We start from the raw sequence: 16314 nt of genomic DNA, 5'->3' as shown, positions 1-16314 counted from the left end.
TGCTCGCACGTCAACACCTTGTTAACGCGAGGAAACGGCACCTAACGTCATCCGCACCGCCGATCCGGGTGGGAGTTCAACGGTGAACGTGAGGTACCCCACATGCTGACAATCCTCGGATTCGTCATGATCGCCACCTTCCTGGTGCTGATCATGACGAAGAAGATGTCCCCGATCGCGGCGCTCGTGCTGATCCCCGCGCTCTTCTGCGTCCTGGTCGGCCAGGGCGCGAACCTGGGGGACTACGTCATCGAGGGAGTCGGCGAACTGGCGCCGACCGCGGCGATGCTGATGTTCGCCATCGTCTACTTCGGCGTGATGATCGACGTCGGTCTCTTCGACCCGATCGTGCGGGGCATCCTGCGTTTCTGCCAGGCCGACCCGATGCGCATCGTGGTCGGTACGGCCCTGCTCGCGGCGATCGTCTCGCTCGACGGCGACGGCTCGACCACCTTCATGATCACCGTCTCGGCGATGTATCCGCTCTACAAGCGGCTGAAGATGAGCCTGGTCGTGCTGACCGGTGTCGCCGCCACGGCGAACGGCGTCATGAACACCCTTCCCTGGGGCGGCCCCACGGCACGGGCGGCCACCGCGCTGAAGGTGGACGCCACCGACATCTTCGTCCCGATGATCCCCGCGCTCGCCGTCGGACTGCTCGCCGTCTTCGTACTCGCCTACGTCCTGGGGCTGCGGGAGCGCAAGCGTCTCGGCATGCTCACGCTGGACGAGGTGCTGGAGCCGGTGACCGAGACCGTGCTGGTCGAGGCCGGAGGCGGCAGCGCTGCCAAGGAAGTCGAGCCGACCCGTAAAGGCGGCGGCGCCGGCGGCACCGATGGCGTCAGCGCCTCCGGCGACAAGGGCCCCGACGTCCAGGAGCCCGCGGACGACGACGACTTCCAGGGCCTCGACCCCGACCGCTCGACCCTGCGCCCCCGCCTCTACTGGTTCAACGCCGGACTCACCCTCGTCCTGCTCACCGCGATGATCATGCAGCTCATGCCCATCCCGGTCCTCTTCCTGCTCGGCGCCGCACTCGCCCTCACCGTCAACTTCCCCTCCATGACCGACCAGCGGGCCCGGATCGCCGCCCACGCCGACAACGTGCTGAACGTCTCCGGCATGGTCTTCGCGGCAGCCGTCTTCACCGGCGTCCTGACCGGCACCGGTATGGTCGAACACATGGCTGACTGGCTGGTGAGCGCCGTCCCCGAGGGCATGGGCCCGCACATGGGAATCGTCGCCGGAGTACTGAGCCTGCCCCTCACATACTTCATGTCGAACGACGGCTTCTACTTCGGCGTCCTGCCCGTCCTCGCCGAGGCCGGCGCCGCGCACGGCGTCTCCCCGCTGGAGGTCGCCCGCGCCTCGATCGTCGGTCAGCCGCTCCACATGTCGAGCCCGCTCGTCCCCGCCGTGTACGTCCTCGTCGGCATGGCCAAGGTCGAATTCGGCGACCACACCAAGTTCACCGTCAAATGGGCCGTACTCACCTCGCTCGTCGTCCTCGCCGCCGCGATCCTCTTCGGCATCATCTGATGGCGGCGGGGGACCGACGCTGGCTGCTCCGCCTCGTCATCGCCTTCGCCTTCTCCCAGGCCGCCGTGTCGATGGCACGGCCGGCCGTCTCCTACCGGGCCCTCGCGCTCGGCGCCGACGAGCGGGCGGTCGGCGTCATCGCCGGTGTGTACGCGCTGCTGCCGCTGTTCGCCGCCGTACCGCTGGGGCGCAGGACCGACCGGGGGCGCTGCGTTCCGCTCCTCGCCGTCGGCGCCGTACTCATCGGCGTGGGCTGCGGCCTCAGTGGTACGGCGGGGTCACTGGCCGCGCTCGCCGCCTGGAGCGGAGTGATGGGCCTCGGCCATCTCTGCTTCGTCATCGGCGCGCAGTCCATCGTCGCGCGCCGCAGCTCACCGGCCGAACAGGACCGTAACTTCGGCCACTTCACCATCGGCGCGTCGCTCGGCCAGCTCGTCGGACCGGTCGCCGCCGGGCTGCTGGTCTCCGGCCACGACGGGGCGATGGGGCGTACGAGCGCGCTGGCCCTGGTCGTATCGGCCGGGGTCGCGGCCGTCTCCCTCACCTGCCTGCGGCGGATAGAGGCGCCGCTCACGCCGGCCGCCGGGCCGGACGGGAAGGGCAAGCGGAGCGGGCAGGGCCGGCAGGACGGGAAGGGCAAGCCCGGCAGGAAGTCCCGCCCGCCCAGGCCCGGCAAGGTGTCCGTGTGGCGCATCCTGCGCACCCGTGGCGTCCCCAGCGGCATCTTCGTCAGCCTGGCCGTGCTCTCCGCGACGGACATCCTCACCGCGTACCTCCCGGTCATCGGTGAGGACCGGGGCATCTCCCCGACGACGATCGGGGTGCTGCTGAGCCTGCGGGCCGCCGCCGCGATCGCCTGCCGTCTGGTGATGACACCGATGATCCAGCGGGTGGGCCGTACGGTCCTGCTCACCGTCTCCTGTCTGCTCGGCGGGCTGCTGTGCGCGGGGATCGCGCTGCCCGTGCCGGTGTGGGGGCTGGCCCTGATGCTCGTGGCGCTCGGTTTCTGCCTCGGCGTCGGCCAGCCGCTGTCGATGACGACCGTCGTCCGGGCCGCGCCCGAGGAGGCCCGCTCCACCGCCCTCGCCCTCAGGCTCACCGGCAACCGCCTCGGGCAGGTCGCCGCTCCCGCGTCCGCCGGGCTCGTCGCCGGAGTCGCGGGCACCGGCGCGCCGTTCATGATGCTCGGGGTGCTGCTGCTGGGTGCGGCGGGCCTCGGGGTACGGAGCACTCCACGCGATCCGGTACCGGCCCCGGCGGCTCCGGCGACCCCAACTCCCGCTCCGGCGAAGGCCCTTGAGGAACCGCCCGTGTCCGCCCAGGAGCGCCGCGACCGCCGCTGAGCCCGTGTCGGCCCGTATCGGCCCCCTGAACGACAGGTCCTACGACTCCTGTCCGGACGCCGCCCCCTGCATCTGCCGTACCGCCTCCGCCGTGTACCCGCCGTGTATCGCCCCAGCTGCCACCTGTGCCGTCGCAAGTCATTCCCTGACCCCGCGTAGTCGGCTAACTTCAGGCTCCGCAGGCGCTCAACCTCACCTTCCGGGCGGAACCCTCATGACTCGCGCCATCTCTCTGCACAGTGTCAGCAAGGTGTACGGACGGGCCACACGTGCCGTCGACCGGCTTTCTCTGGACATCGACCCCGGTGAATTCGTCGTGCTGCTCGGTCCCTCGGGCTGCGGCAAGTCCACCGTGCTGCGCATGATCGCGGGTCTGGAGGACATCACCGAGGGGGAGTTGCTGCTCGACGGCGAGCGCTCCAACCTGATGCCGCCCCGGGAGCGCGGCATGGCGATGGTGTTCCAGAACTTCGCGCTCTACCCGAGCATGACCAACCGCGACAACATCGGTTTCCCCCTGCGCCTGGAGAACCCCCGGCAGGACAGCTCGGAGCGCATCGAGGCCACCGCCCGGATGCTCGGCATCGAGAACGTCCTGGACCGCTACCCCAGCCAGCTCTCCGGCGGCGAGCGGCAGCGCGTCGCGATGGGCCGCGCCATCTCGCGGCGCCCCTCGGCCTTCCTCATGGACGAGCCGCTGTCGAACCTGGACGCCAAGCTGCGCAACCATCTGCGGGCCGAAATAGCCCAGCTGACAGCCGAGTTGGGCGTCACGACGGTCTATGTGACACACGATCAGGCCGAGGCGATGTCACTCGGCGACCGCGTCGCCGTGATGCGCGGCGGCGTGCTCCAGCAGGTCAGTTCACCGCGCGAGGTGTACGCGCTGCCGCGGAACGTCTTCGTCGCCGCCTTCATCGGCACCCCGCGCATCAATCTGCTCCAGGCCGTCGTCTACGCGCCCCTCGAAGGCCGGATGTCGATCGACCTCGGCCGCCAGCGCCTGCCACTGCCCGAACCGCTCAGCCCCGACCACCAGTTGCTCCGGATCCAGCAGGGCCGGCAGATCATCGTCGGGCTGCGGTCCGAGGCGGCGCGCATCGCCCCGCCGAGCCAGGCGCGCCCCGGCGAGGTGGCGCTGAGCGGCATCGTCGAGCACATGGAGTACCAGGGGCACGAGGCGCTGGTGCATCTCAACACCGGTTCGCAGCCCGCCGTGGTGCCCGACCTGGAGTCGCCCCGGCCGAGGACGGCACCGCGCCGCCGCCGCGCCGGACCGGGCGTCCTGGAACGGCTGAGGGAACGGGCCGCCGCGCATGTCCCCGGCCGGGTGCCCGCCAATGTCTCGGGACCCGTCGTGGTGCTGGACGACCCGGAGCCGGAGACCCCCGCCACGTACACCCCCGACCGCCCCGCGATCACGGCGAGCGATCTCGTCGTACGGACCGGGCCCGACATGCGCCTGCGTACGGGGGCGCAGGTGCCGCTCCTGGTCGACCTGGCGCATCTCTACGTCTTCGACCACTACGGACAGCGGATCTGTCCCGCGCCCATGGACATGCCCGGCCTCGACATGTGATCCCACGACTGGTGACCCCACCGGGATGTGACGTTCGGGACTCCCGAGGTCCCTGGCGCCGGAAAACTATCATCGCTAGTTTGGGATGTGACGACGCCCAACCGCGGCCGCGCGCGGCAGTCCCCCGGGAGGAACCAGCGATGAAGGCACACGACAGCATGTACATCGGCGGCGAGTGGCGGCCCGCCGCCGGCCCCGACACCATCGCCGTCGTCAACCCGGCGACCGAGCAGGTCATCGCGGAGGTCCCGGCCGGCATCGCCGAGGACGTCGACGCCGCCGTACGTGCCGCCCGGGCCGCCTTCCCCGGCTGGGCGGCCACCCCGCCCGCCGAACGCGCCGCGCGGCTCACGGCCCTGCGGGACGCGCTGGCCGCCCGCAAGGAGGAGATCGCCGAGACCGTCACCGCCGAACTGGGCTCGCCGCTGCGGCTGTCGAGGGCCGTGCACGCCTCGGTGCCGGTGTTCGTCGCCGGCTCGTACGCCGAACTCGCCGCCTCCTACGCCTTCGAGGAGCGGATCGGCAACTCGACGGTGCTGATGGAGCCGGTGGGCGTCGTCGGCGCGATCACCCCCTGGAACTACCCGCTGCACCAGATAGTCGCCAAGGTCGCGCCCGCGCTCGCCGCCGGCTGCACGATCGTCGTCAAGCCCGCCGAGGACACCCCGCTGACCGCACAGCTCTTCGCCGAGGCCGTCCACGAGGCGGGCCTGCCCGCGGGCGTCGTCAACGTGGTCACCGGGATCGGCGCCGTCGCCGGGCAGGCGCTCGCCGCGCACGAGGACGTCGACCTGGTCTCCTTCACGGGCTCCACCGCCGTCGGCCGGCAGATCGGCGCCACGGCCGGAGCGGCCGTCAAGCGCGTCGCGCTGGAGCTGGGCGGCAAGTCCGCCAACGTGATCCTGCCGAGCGCCGATCTCGCCAAGGCCGTCAAGGCCGGTGTCGCCAACGTGATGACCAACTCGGGTCAGACGTGCAGCGCGTGGACCCGGATGCTGGTCCACGCCGACCGGTACGACGAGGCGGTGGAGGCCGCCGGGGCGGCCGTCGCCTCGTACCGCGCGGGCGACCCGCACGACGAACTGTGCCGTCTGGGCCCCGTCGTCAACGCGACACAGCACGCCCGGGTGCGCGGCTACATAGAGAAGGGCGTCGCCGAGGGCGCCCGGCTGGTCGCGGGCGGAGCCCAACCGCCGCACGACACCGGCTACTTCGTCGCCCCGACGGTCTTCGCCGATGTCACGCCGGAGATGAGCATCGCGCAGGAGGAGATCTTCGGCCCCGTCCTGTCCATCCTCCGGTACGAGGACGAGGACGACGCCCTGCGGATCGCCAACGGCACCGTCTACGGTCTCGCCGGCGCCGTCTGGGCGGGCGACGAGGACGAGGCCGTCGCCTTCGCGCGGCGGATGGACACCGGCCAGGTCGACATCAACGGCGGCCGGTTCAACCCCCTTGCCCCGTTCGGGGGTTACAAGCAGTCGGGCGTCGGCCGGGAACTCGGGCCGCACGGACTCGCCGAGTACCTCCAGACCAAGTCCCTCCAGTTCTGAGCCGGGAGAGAAACCGATCGTGGTCCGCGCCGCCGTCCTGCCCGCCGTCGGAGCTCCGCTGGAGATCACCGACATCGAACTGCCCGAGCCCGGCCCCGGCCAGGTGAGGATCCGCCTGGCCGCCGCCGGGGTCTGCCACTCCGACCTGTCCCTCACCAACGGCACCATGCGGCTGCCCGTCCCCGCCGTCCTCGGCCACGAGGGCGCAGGCACGGTCCTGTCCGTCGGCGAGGGCGTCACCCACATCGCGCCGGGCGACGGTGCCGTACTCAACTGGGCGCCGTCCTGCGGAGAGTGCCACCACTGCCGGCTCGGCGAAGTCTGGCTCTGCGCCTCGGCGTTGACCGGCGCGGGCGGGATCCACGCCCGTACGGCCGACGGCACGCAGCTCCATCCCGGCCTGAACGTCGCCGCGTTCGCCGAGGAGACGGTCGTCGCCGCGAACTGCGTCCTGCCGGCCCCCGACGGCATCCCGCTCACCGACGCGGCGCTGCTCGGCTGCGCCGTCCTCACCGGATACGGCGCCGTCCACCACTCCGCCCGGGTGCGCGCGGGCGAGACCGTCGTGGTCTTCGGCGTGGGCGGGGTCGGCCTGGCGGTGCTCCAGTCCGCGCGTATCGCCGGGGCGTCGACGATCGTCGCCGTCGATGTCTCCCCGGAGAAGGAGGAGTTGGCGCGGGCGGCCGGAGCCACGGACTATCTCGTCGCCTCCGCCACCACGGCCAAGGACGTCCGTAAGCTCACCGACGGGCAGGGCGCGGATGTCGCCGTCGAGTGCGTCGGCCGCGCCGTCACCATCCGCACGGCCTGGGAGTCCACCCGCCGGGGCGGCCGGACCACGGTCGTCGGCATCGGCGGCAAGGACCAGCAGGTCACGTTCAACGCGCTGGAGTTGTTCCACTGGGGCCGGGCGCTGTCGGGGTGTGTGTACGGCAACTGCGACCCGGTCCGCGATCTGCCGGTCATCGCCGACCATGTCCGGGCCGGCCGCCTCGACCTCGGCTCGCTGGTGACGACCCGGATCACGCTGGACGGGATCCCGGCCGCGTTCGACGACATGGTCGCCGGACGTGGCGGCCGGGCTTTGATCGTCTTCTGAGTACGCCTCAAGTGGCCTGCGGCAGTTGGTCCTTCGGCCGGCGCGACCGGGAGCGCGCCACCGCCACGCCCGCCAGGCAGAGCACGCCACCGGCGAGCGTGAGCGGGCCGGGGATCTCGTCCAGCAGCAGCCAGGCCATCAGGACGACGATCGCCGGAACCGCGTAGGTCGTGGCGCCCATCCGCGACGCGGTCGTACGGGCCAGTGCGTACGCCCAGGTCGTGAACGCCAGCGCGGTCGGGAAGATGCCCAGATAGACCATGTTGAGCGTCGCGGACAGCGGCGCGTCCGCGGCGTCCTGGACGAGCTGCCACCCGAAGGGCAGGCAGCCGACCGCCCCGATGAGCGCGCCGTACGTCGTGACCTGCAACGGTGTCGCGTACGCCAGCGTGGGCTTCTGCGCGACGACGCCGCCCGCGTACGCCACCGCCGCCACCAGGCAGAGCACCACGCCGAGTACGGAGGTGCTGCCGCCGCCGGCCATCGACAGACCGACCACCACGGCGCCGGCGAAGGACACCGCCATGCCGGTGAGCAGCCGGGGCGCCAGGTTCTCACCCAGGAGGCGGAACGCGAGGAGCGCCATCAGCAGCGGCGCGATGTTCACGACGAGGGACGCCGTGCCCGCGTCGACGAGCTGTTCGCCCCAGTTGAGGACGACCGAGTAGCCGCCGAACCAGAGCAGTCCCGACACCACGATGCCGGGCCAGGCGGCGCGCGGCGGCAGCCCTTCGCGGCGTATCAGCAGGATCGCGACCAGCACCAGCGATCCGGTCAGCAGCCGTCCGAGCGCCAGCGCGCCCGGTGCGTACGCCTCGCCCGCGCTGCGGATGGAGACGAAGGCCGACGCCCAGAGGACGACGGTGACCCCGGCGGCGGCCAAGGCCAGCGGCTGCGCGCGGCCGGGCGACGGGCTGGACGCCGGGCCGGGCGCGGGGGTGGATGTGCCGCCGGGAGGAGCGGTCGTCGATGCGGCCGGGCGCGCCTGGGCACGCGGACCGGAAGGGTTCGCCATGAGAGCGATGTTAAGCCCTTAACAGTTCGGCTGTCACCGAAGTGTTGACGGCTCGATCCCGAGCAGTTCGGCGAAGACCCGCTCCCCGGTCGGTGTCACCCGTACCGCCCGCTCCGTACCGATGCGCACGCACCACTTCGACTCCAGGGCGAGCCGGCACAGCCCCGCCCCCGCCACCCCCGCCAGATGGCGCCGGCGCTCCGTCCAGTCCAGACAGGAGCTGACCACCGGGCGCCGGCCGGCGACGCCCAGCGCGATTCCCCGCTCGCGGAACCACTCCGTGCCCTGCTCGGTGAGGGCGAAGCCCGCGTCCGTGAGCAGCAGTCCACGCCGTGACATGGCATCGGTGAGTGCCACCCCGAGCCGGCCGGCGAAATGGTCGTAGCAGGTACGGCCACGTGCCATGGCGCCGCTCGCCCTCGACGCGAGCGCGATGTGCGGGCTGTCGCGGCCCGGCATGACGTGCGCGGCCAGCGACTCGACCAGTTCGGCGGTGGTGGCGTCGGCCAGCCGCACGTACCGGTGGCGGCCCTGCCGCTCCTCGGTGACCAGCCGGGCGGCGATCAGCTTCCCGATGTGCTCGCTGGCGGTGGACGCGGCGACTCCGGCCTCGCGTGCCAGCTCACCCGCCGTCCAGGCGCGCCCGTCGAGCAGGGACAGGCAGAAGACGGCGCGGGTCTCGTCGGCGAGCAGCGCGGCGAAGCTCGCGAGGAGCGCGCCGGGGGACGCCGACGGGGCGGGGAGGTCGAAGGAGTCGGGGGTGGCGCCGATCGCGCCCGGGGTGGAGGTCTGCGGCATACCTCCAGGGTGCCTCAAGAACTCTTCGGTGTGGCCCGAACTGTCTCGTACTGCGCGGCCAGCCCGTCGATCAGCGCCCTGAGCCCCGTCTCGAAGGCCCCCTCGTCCACCTGCTGCTGCCGCTCGGCGAGCAGATGGGCCTGGCCGAGGTGCGGATAGTCGGCGGGGTCGTACGCCGTCTCGTCGTCCACGAAGCCCCGCGCGAACGAGCCGAGCGCCGAGCCCGTGATGAAGTACCGCATCAGCGCCCCGATATGGGTGGCCTGGGTCGGCGGCCATCCGGCCCGGACCATCGCGCCGAAGACCGTGTCGGCCACCCGCAGGCCCGCCGGGCGGCGGCCCGGACCCTGGGCGAGCACGGGCACGATGTGCGGGTGCGCGCTGAGCGCGGCCCGGTAGGAGACGGCGTAGTCGTGCAGCGCGGTGCGCCAGTCCCGTCCGTCGTCCTCGTCGAACATCGACAGGTCGACCTGCGCGCTGACGGAGTCCGCGACGGCGTCCAGGATCTCGTCCTTGTTGCGGAAGTGGTTGTAGAGGGACGGTCCGCTGACCCCCAGCTCCGCCGCCAGCCGGCGGGTGGAGACGGCGCCGAGCCCCTCGGCGTCCACGAGCGCGCCCGCGGTCGCGACGATGCGGTCTCTGCTGAGGAGCGGCTTGCGGGGTCGGGCCATGGCGCACATCGTATGGCTGTGACCCCGGCGCCGGGTCGTCGCGCGGTGCGGCACCGGTGGGACGGCGGTTCGACCAGAGACCTAAGCGCTTGCTCACCCTCGGGGTAGGGTGTGCGTTCTGTTGACCGGAAGCGACCGGAAGGGGCGAGAGCGATGCGTACGGCGGAACGGACGGCCGACGGCGAGGGCATCCCGTGGGGTGAGGTCACCCCCGAGGCGGCCAGGCGGCTGCTCGTCGCCGCCGTGGAGGCGTTCGCCGAACGCGGGTACCACGCCACCACCACCCGCGACATCGCGAGCCGCGCCGGTATGAGCCCCGCGGCGCTCTACATCCACTACAAGACCAAGGAAGAACTGCTCCACCGGATCAGCCGGATCGGCCACGACAAGGCCCTGGAGATCCTGGACGCCGCCGCCGGCCGCGACGGCACGGCCGCCGAACGGCTCGCCGACGCGGTCCGCTCGTTCGTCGGCTGGCACGCGACACGTCACACCACGGCGCGTGTGGTCCAGTACGAACTCGACGCCCTCACCGCCGAACACCGCACCGAGATCGTCGAACTGCGCAGGCGCAGCGACGCGGCGGTGCGCCGGATCATCCAGGACGGCGTACGGGACGGGGAGTTCGACGTCCCGGACGTGCCCGGCACCACCCTGGCCGTGCTGTCGCTCTGCATCGACGTGGCGCGCTGGTTCAACACGGAGGGCCGCCGGACGCCCGACGAGGTCGGCGCCCTCTACGCCGACCTCGTGCTGCGCATGGTGGTGGCCGGATGAACTCGCCCCCGGCCGCCGGTCAGAAGTAGTAGCGGGAGACCGACTCCGCGACGCACACCGGCTTCTCGCCGCCCTCGCGCTCCACCGTGACGACGGCGGTGACCTGCACGCCACCGCCCGCCTCGGCGACCTCCTTCAGCACGGCCGTCGCGCGCACCCGTGAACCCGAGGGCACGGGTGCGGGGAAACGCACCTTGTTGGCGCCGTAGTTGACGCCCATCGTCACGTTCTGGACGGCCAGGATCTGCGGGACGAGGGCCGGCAGCAGCGACAGCGTCAGATAGCCGTGCGCGATGGTCGTGCCGAACGGCCCCTTCGCCGCCTGCTCCGGGTCCACATGGATCCACTGGTGGTCCCCGGTGGCCTCGGCGAAGAGATCGATCCGCTTCTGGTCGACCTCCAGCCAGTCGCTGTGTCCCAACTGCTCGCCGACAGCGGCGCGCAGTTCCTCCGCGGATGTGAAGACCCTCGGCTCAGCCATGTCTGTCGATACCTGCCTCTCAAGCGCCGTCTCACGTACCGTCCGCGCGGTGTCCAAGCGCTTGCTCAGCATGGTTGGGGCCGCCTGTCCTGTCAACGCGTGACACGGCGCCCGACGTAGGGTCGGTGACGTGCCGCAGATTCCGGAGAAGATCCATGAACTCACCGTCGGGCAGCTCTCGGCGCGCAGCGGTGCCGCGACGTCGGCCCTGCATTTCTACGAGGCGAAAGGGCTGATCAGCAGCCGTCGCACCAGCGGCAACCAGCGCCGCTACAGCAGGGACACGCTTCGCCGGGTCGCCTTCGTGCGCGCGGCTCAGCGCGTCGGCATTCCGCTCGCCACCATCAGGGACGCTCTCGCGGAGCTTCCCGAGGGGCGTACGCCGAACCATGACGACTGGGCACGGCTGTCGGAGGCCTGGCGCTCGGAACTCGACGAGCGCATCAAACAGCTCGGCCGGCTGCGGGACCATCTGACCGACTGCATCGGCTGCGGGTGTCTCTCGCTGGAGACCTGCGTACTGTCCAACCCCGACGACGTGTTCGGCGACCGGATGTCCGGCTCCCGGCTGCTGGCGGAGCGCAAGCGCAGGTAGCGGTCCCGTCCTTGCCCCGTACGTCCTGGTCGCGGTTGCGCCCTCGGGCCGTACGTCCTGACGGATCGGCGCGCCCCTGACCGATCCGTACCGATCCGTATGCCGTTCGCCGTCTTCGGCCTGTCCCGCCCGGAGGCGGGTCAGGCCACCGAGGCCAACTCCCGCTGCCGTACGCGCTTCGCCCGCTCCATGGCCTCGGACGTAAGAACGGGCCGTGGCACGACAATGCCACAGCCCTTGCACACCGCTCCCGACCACGGAGCCTGCGACAGATCCGGCCGCCAGACGATTCCCTTCTCCGCACACACCGGGCACGCGCCGCCCGGTCCCGACTCCAGCCCGGCGATCAGCCGGCGCAACACCTCGGCCAGGGGCTCCGTCGGATGGACGGCCGGGTCGTCGCACCGCACCACCCCGTTGCCGCCCCAGGTCTTGCGGTGCCAGTCGTCGAACGTGCCCGGTCTTCTCAGCCCGTCGTGCTTCTCGCGCTTACGGCGCTTGGCGAACTGCGTCTCGTACGCCAGCCAGACGGCCCGCGCCTCTTCCAGTTCGTCCAGCGCGGCCATCAGCCGCACCGGATCGGGAGCTCTGTCCTCCGGCTCGATGTCGTGCCGTTCACACAGATGGTCCCAGGTGGCTCGATGCCCATAAGGGGCAAACCGCTCAAGGCACTTACGCAGTGAATACCGGCGTAGTGCCAGGTCACATCGGGGATCGCGCACCTGTCTCGCGAGACTCCGGAATCCGGCCATCGCCTGCCACCTCCGTCGTTGCTGCATCGGCGTCATCCAATAGACGTACGCGTGCCCGATCCGGCTCCATCGAAAATGCGATGGCAGCCATCAGACGGCTTTTCACCCCTGAGGACTGCCATCAGCCCCGCTCAGCGGTACTGGAGGTACCGCTCACGTGTCGCCCGGAACGCCGCGAGTTCACCGCGCCAGGCGCCGACCACCTCGTCCGTGTCCGCGCCCGCGTCAATCAATGTGCGTACGGACGTGGAGCCGGTGAGCTTGTCGATCCAGTTGTCCTCGCGCCAGGCGAAGCCGCTCCATGCCTTCTTCGCCGTCACCAGCAGCGCGATGCCGGTACGCACCGGATCGAACGACTCCCGGTCGTGGACGTGCAGTTGGACCCCGCCGACCGTCTTGCCCTGGAACTTGGAGAACGTCGGTGCGAAGTACGCCTCACGGAAACGCACTCCGCGCAGCGCCTCGGCGTTGGCGGCCTCGGCCCACGCGCCGTCGACGCCCTCGGCGCCCAGCAGTTCGAAGGGGCGGGTCGTGCCGCGGCCCTCGGAGAGGTTGGTGCCCTCGAAGAGGCAGGTGCCCGAGTAGACCAACGCGGTCTCCGGCGTCGGCATGTTGGGGCTCGGCGGGACCCAGGGCAGGCCGGTCCCGTCGAAGAAGTCGGAGCGGCGCCAGCCGGACATCCTGACGATGTCCAGCCGCTCCACCGGCCGGGCGAGGAACTCGCCGTTGAAGAGCAGCGCCAGTTCGGTGACCGTCATGCCGTGCGCCTGCGCGATCGGCTTCCGGCCGACGAACGTCGCGAACTCCGGGTGCAGGACCGGTCCGAGGGCCGCCCGCCCGGTGACGGGGTTGGGGCGGTCGAGCACGACGAAGCGCTTGCCCGCGAGGGCCGCCGCCTCCATGCAGTCGTACAGCGTCCAGATGTAGGTGTAGAAGCGGGCGCCCGCGTCCTGGATGTCGAAGACGACCGTGTCGACGCCGGACGCGGTGAAGATGTCGGCGAGCCGCTGCCCGCTCGTCTGGTACGTGTCGTACACCGGCAGCCCGGTCGCCGGGTCGTCGTACCTGCCCTCGGAGCCGCCGGCCTGGGCCGTGCCCCGGAAGCCGTGCTCGGGGCCGAAGACGGCGGTCAGGTCGACGCGTTCGTCCGGGTGCATGACGTCGACGATGTGCCGTACGTCCTGCGTGACGCCGGTCGGGTTGGTGACGATCCCGACCCGTTGACCGGCGAGCAGCCGGTAGCCGTCGGCCGCCAGCCGGTCGAAGCCCGTACGGACCCGCCCGCCCCCGCTGCCCCGGCTCCGGTCCGCCGCGGCGGCCGGAGCGCCGGCCGCCCCCACCGCGCTCGCCGCACCCACCGCTCCCACCGCGCCGCTCGCGGCGAGCAAACCCCGTCTGGTCAGGCTCATTCGGCCACCTCCGTGATCACACGCTCTGTCATGTCCACGGACTCTAGGGGGTGTCTGGCCGATCGGGTCAGGCCCTGTCCGGTGCGGCACCCGCGGGGGTGCGCGGGCCCGTACGCGGCGAAGGGGCGCCCGTTCCGTCCGCGCCCTTCCGTCGCGACATACCGACTGGTTAGTCTGCCGGGGTCGAGCGGTGTGTGCCGCGGTGAACCGGAGAGGCAGGTCCGATGAGTACGGTGCGGGGCGCGCGAGTGGTGGTCACGGGAGCCGGCGGCGGTATCGGTGCCGCGCTCGCCCGCAGATTCGTCGCCGGGGGCGCCCATGTGGTCGTCAACGACCTCGACGCCGTCAAGGCCCACGCCGTCGCCGAGTCCATCGGCGCCGCCGCCGCCCTGCCGGGCGACGCCTCCGCCGTGGTCAAGCAGGCGCGCGACGCGCTCGGCGGCGCCGTCGACATCTACTGCGCCAACGCGGGCGTCGGCTCGGCCGGTGACGCCTTCGCCGACGAGGACGTCTGGGCGTCGGCCTGGGACGTCAACGTGATGGCGCACGTACGCGCCTCCCGGGTCCTGCTGCCCGACTGGCTGGAGCGCGGCACGGGCCGGTTCGTCTCCACCGTCTCCGCCGCCGGACTGCTCACGATGATCGGCGCGGCGCCGTACAGCGTCACCAAGCACGGCGCGCTCGCCTACGCGGAATGGCTCTCGCTGACCTACCGCCACCGAGGCCTCAAGGTCCACGCGATCTGCCCGCAGGGAGTCCGTACGGACATGCTGGCCGCCACCGGATCGGCGGGCGACCTCGTACTCGCCCCGACGGCGATCGAGCCCGAGGACGTCGCCGACGCGCTGTTCGACGCGATGGCCGAGGACCGCTTCCTGGTGCTGCCGCACGCCGAGGTGGCGGGCTACTACCGGGCGCGGGCCGGTGACCCCGACCGCTGGCTGACCAGCATGAACCAGATCCAGCAGAAGTGGGAAGGAGCCGGGCGATGACGGCGCTCAGCTACGCGGACAAACCCTGGATCGGCCGGCTCACCGAGGCCCAGGCGTCCGTCATCCACCCGCCCGCCTCCGTCCTGCACGCCTTCCGCGCCGCCGCCGACCGGGCACCCCAGCACCCCGCGCTCGTCTACTTCGACGGCCGGCTCAGCTACGGCGAGACCGACGCGCTCTCCGACTCCGTCGCCGGCCATCTCGCCGCCCAGGGACTGGCGCGCGGCGACCGCGTCGCGATCATGCTCCAGAACACCCCGCAGTTCGTCATCGCGCTGCTCGCCGCCTGGAAGGCCGGGGCGATCGTCGTCCCGGTCAACCCGATGTACAAGTCGGCCGAGGTCGGCCATGTCCTCGCGGACGCCGGAGTGACCGCGCTGGTCTGCTCCGACGGCGCGTGGGAGTCGTTCCTCCGCGACACCGTGCGGACGTCCCCCGTGCGAATCGTGCTGACCGTCGCCGAGCACGAACTCCAGACCCGCGACGACCCCCGCGTCCTCGGCTTCGACCGGCTGCCGCGCCCCACCGACACCGACGATCTGCTCACCGTCGCCCGCCAGGGCCTGCCCGCGCCCGCCGAACGCGACCCGGTGGCCACCGACGTGGCGCTGATCAGCTACACCTCGGGCACCAGCGGCACCCCCAAGGGCGCGATGAACGCCCACGGCAACATCACCGTCAACGCCGAGCGCCAGCGCGTCGGCCACCCCCTCGCGGAGGGCGCCGGCTACTTCGTCCTCGCCCCGCTCTTCCACATCACCGGACTGGTCTGCGAGCTGGCCGCCTGTATCGCCAACGTAGGCACGCTGATCCTCGCGTACCGCTTCGAACCCGGCGTCGTCCTCGACGCGTTCACCGAACACCGCCCCGCCTACACCGTCGGCCCCTCCACCGCCTTCATGGCGCTCGCCGCCCACCCGGCCGCCACGCCCGACCACTTCAGCTCGTTCGCCGTGATCTCCTCGGGCGGCGCCCCGGTGCCGCCCGCGCTGGTCGAGAAGTTCCGCGCCGGCTTCGGCCCGTATCTGCGCAACGGCTACGGGCTCACCGAGTGCACCGCCCCCTGCGCGTCCGTGCCGCCCGAGAGGGAGGCCCCCGTCGACCCGGTCTCCGGCACACTGTCCGTCGGCCTCCCCGGCCCCGACTCCGTCGTGCGGATCGTCGACGAGGAAGGCAGGAACGTCCCCTTCGGCGAGCACGGCGAGATAGCCGTACGCGGCCCCCAGGTCGTCTCCGGCTACTGGAATCAGCCCGCCGCCACCGCCGAGACCTTCCCCGACGGCGAACTGCGCACCGGCGACATCGGCTTCATGGACACCGACGGCTGGCTCTACGTCGTGGACCGCAAGAAGGACATGATCAACGCCTCCGGCTTCAAGGTCTGGCCGCGCGAGGTCGAGGACGTCCTCTACACGCACCCCGCCGTGCGCGAGGCGGCCGTGGTCGGCATCCCCGACGACTACCGAGGGGAGAGCGTGAAGGCGTACGTCAGCCTCCGGCCGGGGGCGGCGGCCGACCCCGCCGAACTGGCCGCGTACTGCGCCGAACGACTCGCCGCGTACAAATATCCACGCCAGGTGGAGGTCCTGCCCGAGCTGCCCAAAACCACGAGTGGGAAGATCCTGAGGCGGGAGCTGCGTTCACGCCAGGAGACGGCGGCGGACACCACGGCGGCGGACCCCGCGGGGAACTGAGAGAGGCAGGCGGCGAC

The 16314-nt window shown here is 71.6% G+C and carries 15 protein-coding genes; 9 read left to right on the top strand and 6 right to left on the bottom strand.

The features are described from left to right. Positions 1-102: 102 nt before the first annotated feature. The 5 genes from ACFT9I_RS24715 (at position 103) to ACFT9I_RS24695 (ending at position 7113) form a co-directional block, all read left to right on the top strand. Complete coding sequence (locus ACFT9I_RS24715; RefSeq protein ID WP_382567545.1) at positions 103-1539, top strand: CitMHS family transporter; 1437 nt, start codon at positions 103-105, stop codon at positions 1537-1539. Beyond that, entirely contained in the window at positions 1539-2882 is a 1344-nt protein-coding gene (locus ACFT9I_RS24710) for an MFS transporter (RefSeq protein WP_382567542.1), read from the top strand. Before ACFT9I_RS24715 ends, ACFT9I_RS24710 begins: the two co-directional genes overlap by 1 nt. Positions 2883-3096: 214 nt before the next feature. Further along, a complete protein-coding gene (locus ACFT9I_RS24705) occupies positions 3097-4461 on the top strand; it encodes an ABC transporter ATP-binding protein (RefSeq protein WP_382567541.1) in 1365 nt (454 codons plus the stop codon). Positions 4462-4601: 140 nt separating this feature from the next. Then, the gene (locus tag ACFT9I_RS24700; protein WP_382567540.1) at positions 4602-6014 is read left to right on the top strand and encodes an aldehyde dehydrogenase family protein; all 1413 of its coding nucleotides are present in this window, start codon (positions 4602-4604) and stop codon (positions 6012-6014) included. Between the two features lie 19 nt (positions 6015-6033). Next, positions 6034-7113 carry a Zn-dependent alcohol dehydrogenase gene (locus ACFT9I_RS24695; RefSeq protein WP_382567538.1) on the top strand — a complete coding sequence of 360 codons (1080 nt, stop codon included), beginning with the start codon at positions 6034-6036 and terminating at the stop codon, positions 7111-7113. 7 nt (positions 7114-7120) lie between these two features. On the opposite strand, the gene ACFT9I_RS24690 is transcribed toward ACFT9I_RS24695, so the two are convergent. From ACFT9I_RS24690 to ACFT9I_RS24680, 3 genes are read right to left on the bottom strand one after another with little or no spacing between them, the layout of a single operon-like run. Further along, positions 7121-8128: a DMT family transporter gene (locus ACFT9I_RS24690; protein ID WP_382567536.1), complete on the bottom strand. Its 1008-nt coding sequence runs from the start codon at positions 8126-8128 to the stop codon at positions 7121-7123. A gap of 33 nt (positions 8129-8161) precedes the next feature. Next, complete coding sequence (locus tag ACFT9I_RS24685) at positions 8162-8926, bottom strand: ArsR/SmtB family transcription factor (protein WP_382567534.1); 765 nt, start codon at positions 8924-8926, stop codon at positions 8162-8164. A 14-nt stretch (positions 8927-8940) separates the two neighbouring features. Further along, positions 8941-9597 (bottom strand): TetR/AcrR family transcriptional regulator, encoded by a 657-nt coding sequence (locus tag ACFT9I_RS24680; RefSeq protein WP_382567532.1) that lies wholly within the window; start codon positions 9595-9597, stop codon positions 8941-8943. Positions 9598-9750: 153 nt separating this feature from the next. Here ACFT9I_RS24680 and ACFT9I_RS24675 point away from each other — a divergent pair, with 153 nt between their 5' ends. Next, the gene (locus ACFT9I_RS24675) at positions 9751-10374 is read left to right on the top strand and encodes a TetR/AcrR family transcriptional regulator (RefSeq protein ID WP_382567530.1); all 624 of its coding nucleotides are present in this window, start codon (positions 9751-9753) and stop codon (positions 10372-10374) included. Between the two features lie 19 nt (positions 10375-10393). On the opposite strand, the gene ACFT9I_RS24670 is transcribed toward ACFT9I_RS24675, so the two are convergent. After that, positions 10394-10855, bottom strand: coding sequence for a MaoC family dehydratase (locus ACFT9I_RS24670; protein WP_382567528.1), 462 nt, complete (start codon positions 10853-10855; stop codon positions 10394-10396). 130 nt (positions 10856-10985) lie between these two features. Between ACFT9I_RS24670 and soxR the strand changes: the two genes are divergently transcribed. Next, positions 10986-11450: a redox-sensitive transcriptional activator SoxR gene (gene soxR, locus ACFT9I_RS24665; RefSeq protein ID WP_382567526.1), complete on the top strand. Its 465-nt coding sequence runs from the start codon at positions 10986-10988 to the stop codon at positions 11448-11450. 140 nt (positions 11451-11590) lie between these two features. On the opposite strand, the gene ACFT9I_RS24660 is transcribed toward soxR, so the two are convergent. Both ACFT9I_RS24660 and ACFT9I_RS24655 read right to left on the bottom strand, forming a co-directional pair. After that, on the bottom strand, positions 11591-12202 hold the full coding sequence (locus tag ACFT9I_RS24660) for a hypothetical protein (RefSeq protein ID WP_382567524.1): 612 nt from the start codon (positions 12200-12202) through the stop codon (positions 11591-11593). A 131-nt stretch (positions 12203-12333) separates the two neighbouring features. Further along, positions 12334-13611, bottom strand: coding sequence for an exo-beta-N-acetylmuramidase NamZ domain-containing protein (locus ACFT9I_RS24655; RefSeq protein WP_382567521.1), 1278 nt, complete (start codon positions 13609-13611; stop codon positions 12334-12336). Positions 13612-13835: 224 nt separating this feature from the next. Here ACFT9I_RS24655 and ACFT9I_RS24650 point away from each other — a divergent pair, with 224 nt between their 5' ends. Then, a complete protein-coding gene (locus ACFT9I_RS24650; RefSeq protein WP_382567519.1) occupies positions 13836-14603 on the top strand; it encodes an SDR family oxidoreductase in 768 nt (255 codons plus the stop codon). Next, the gene (locus ACFT9I_RS24645) at positions 14600-16297 is read left to right on the top strand and encodes an AMP-binding protein (RefSeq protein ID WP_382567516.1); all 1698 of its coding nucleotides are present in this window, start codon (positions 14600-14602) and stop codon (positions 16295-16297) included. Before ACFT9I_RS24650 ends, ACFT9I_RS24645 begins: the two co-directional genes overlap by 4 nt. Positions 16298-16314: the final 17 nt, after the last annotated feature.

This window comes from Streptomyces sp. NPDC057137 (genome assembly GCF_042670825.1).
GTDB lineage: Bacteria > Actinomycetota > Actinomycetes > Streptomycetales > Streptomycetaceae > Streptomyces.
Note: the sequence above shows the minus strand (reverse complement) of the source record. Positions and strands in the feature narration are given on the sequence as shown.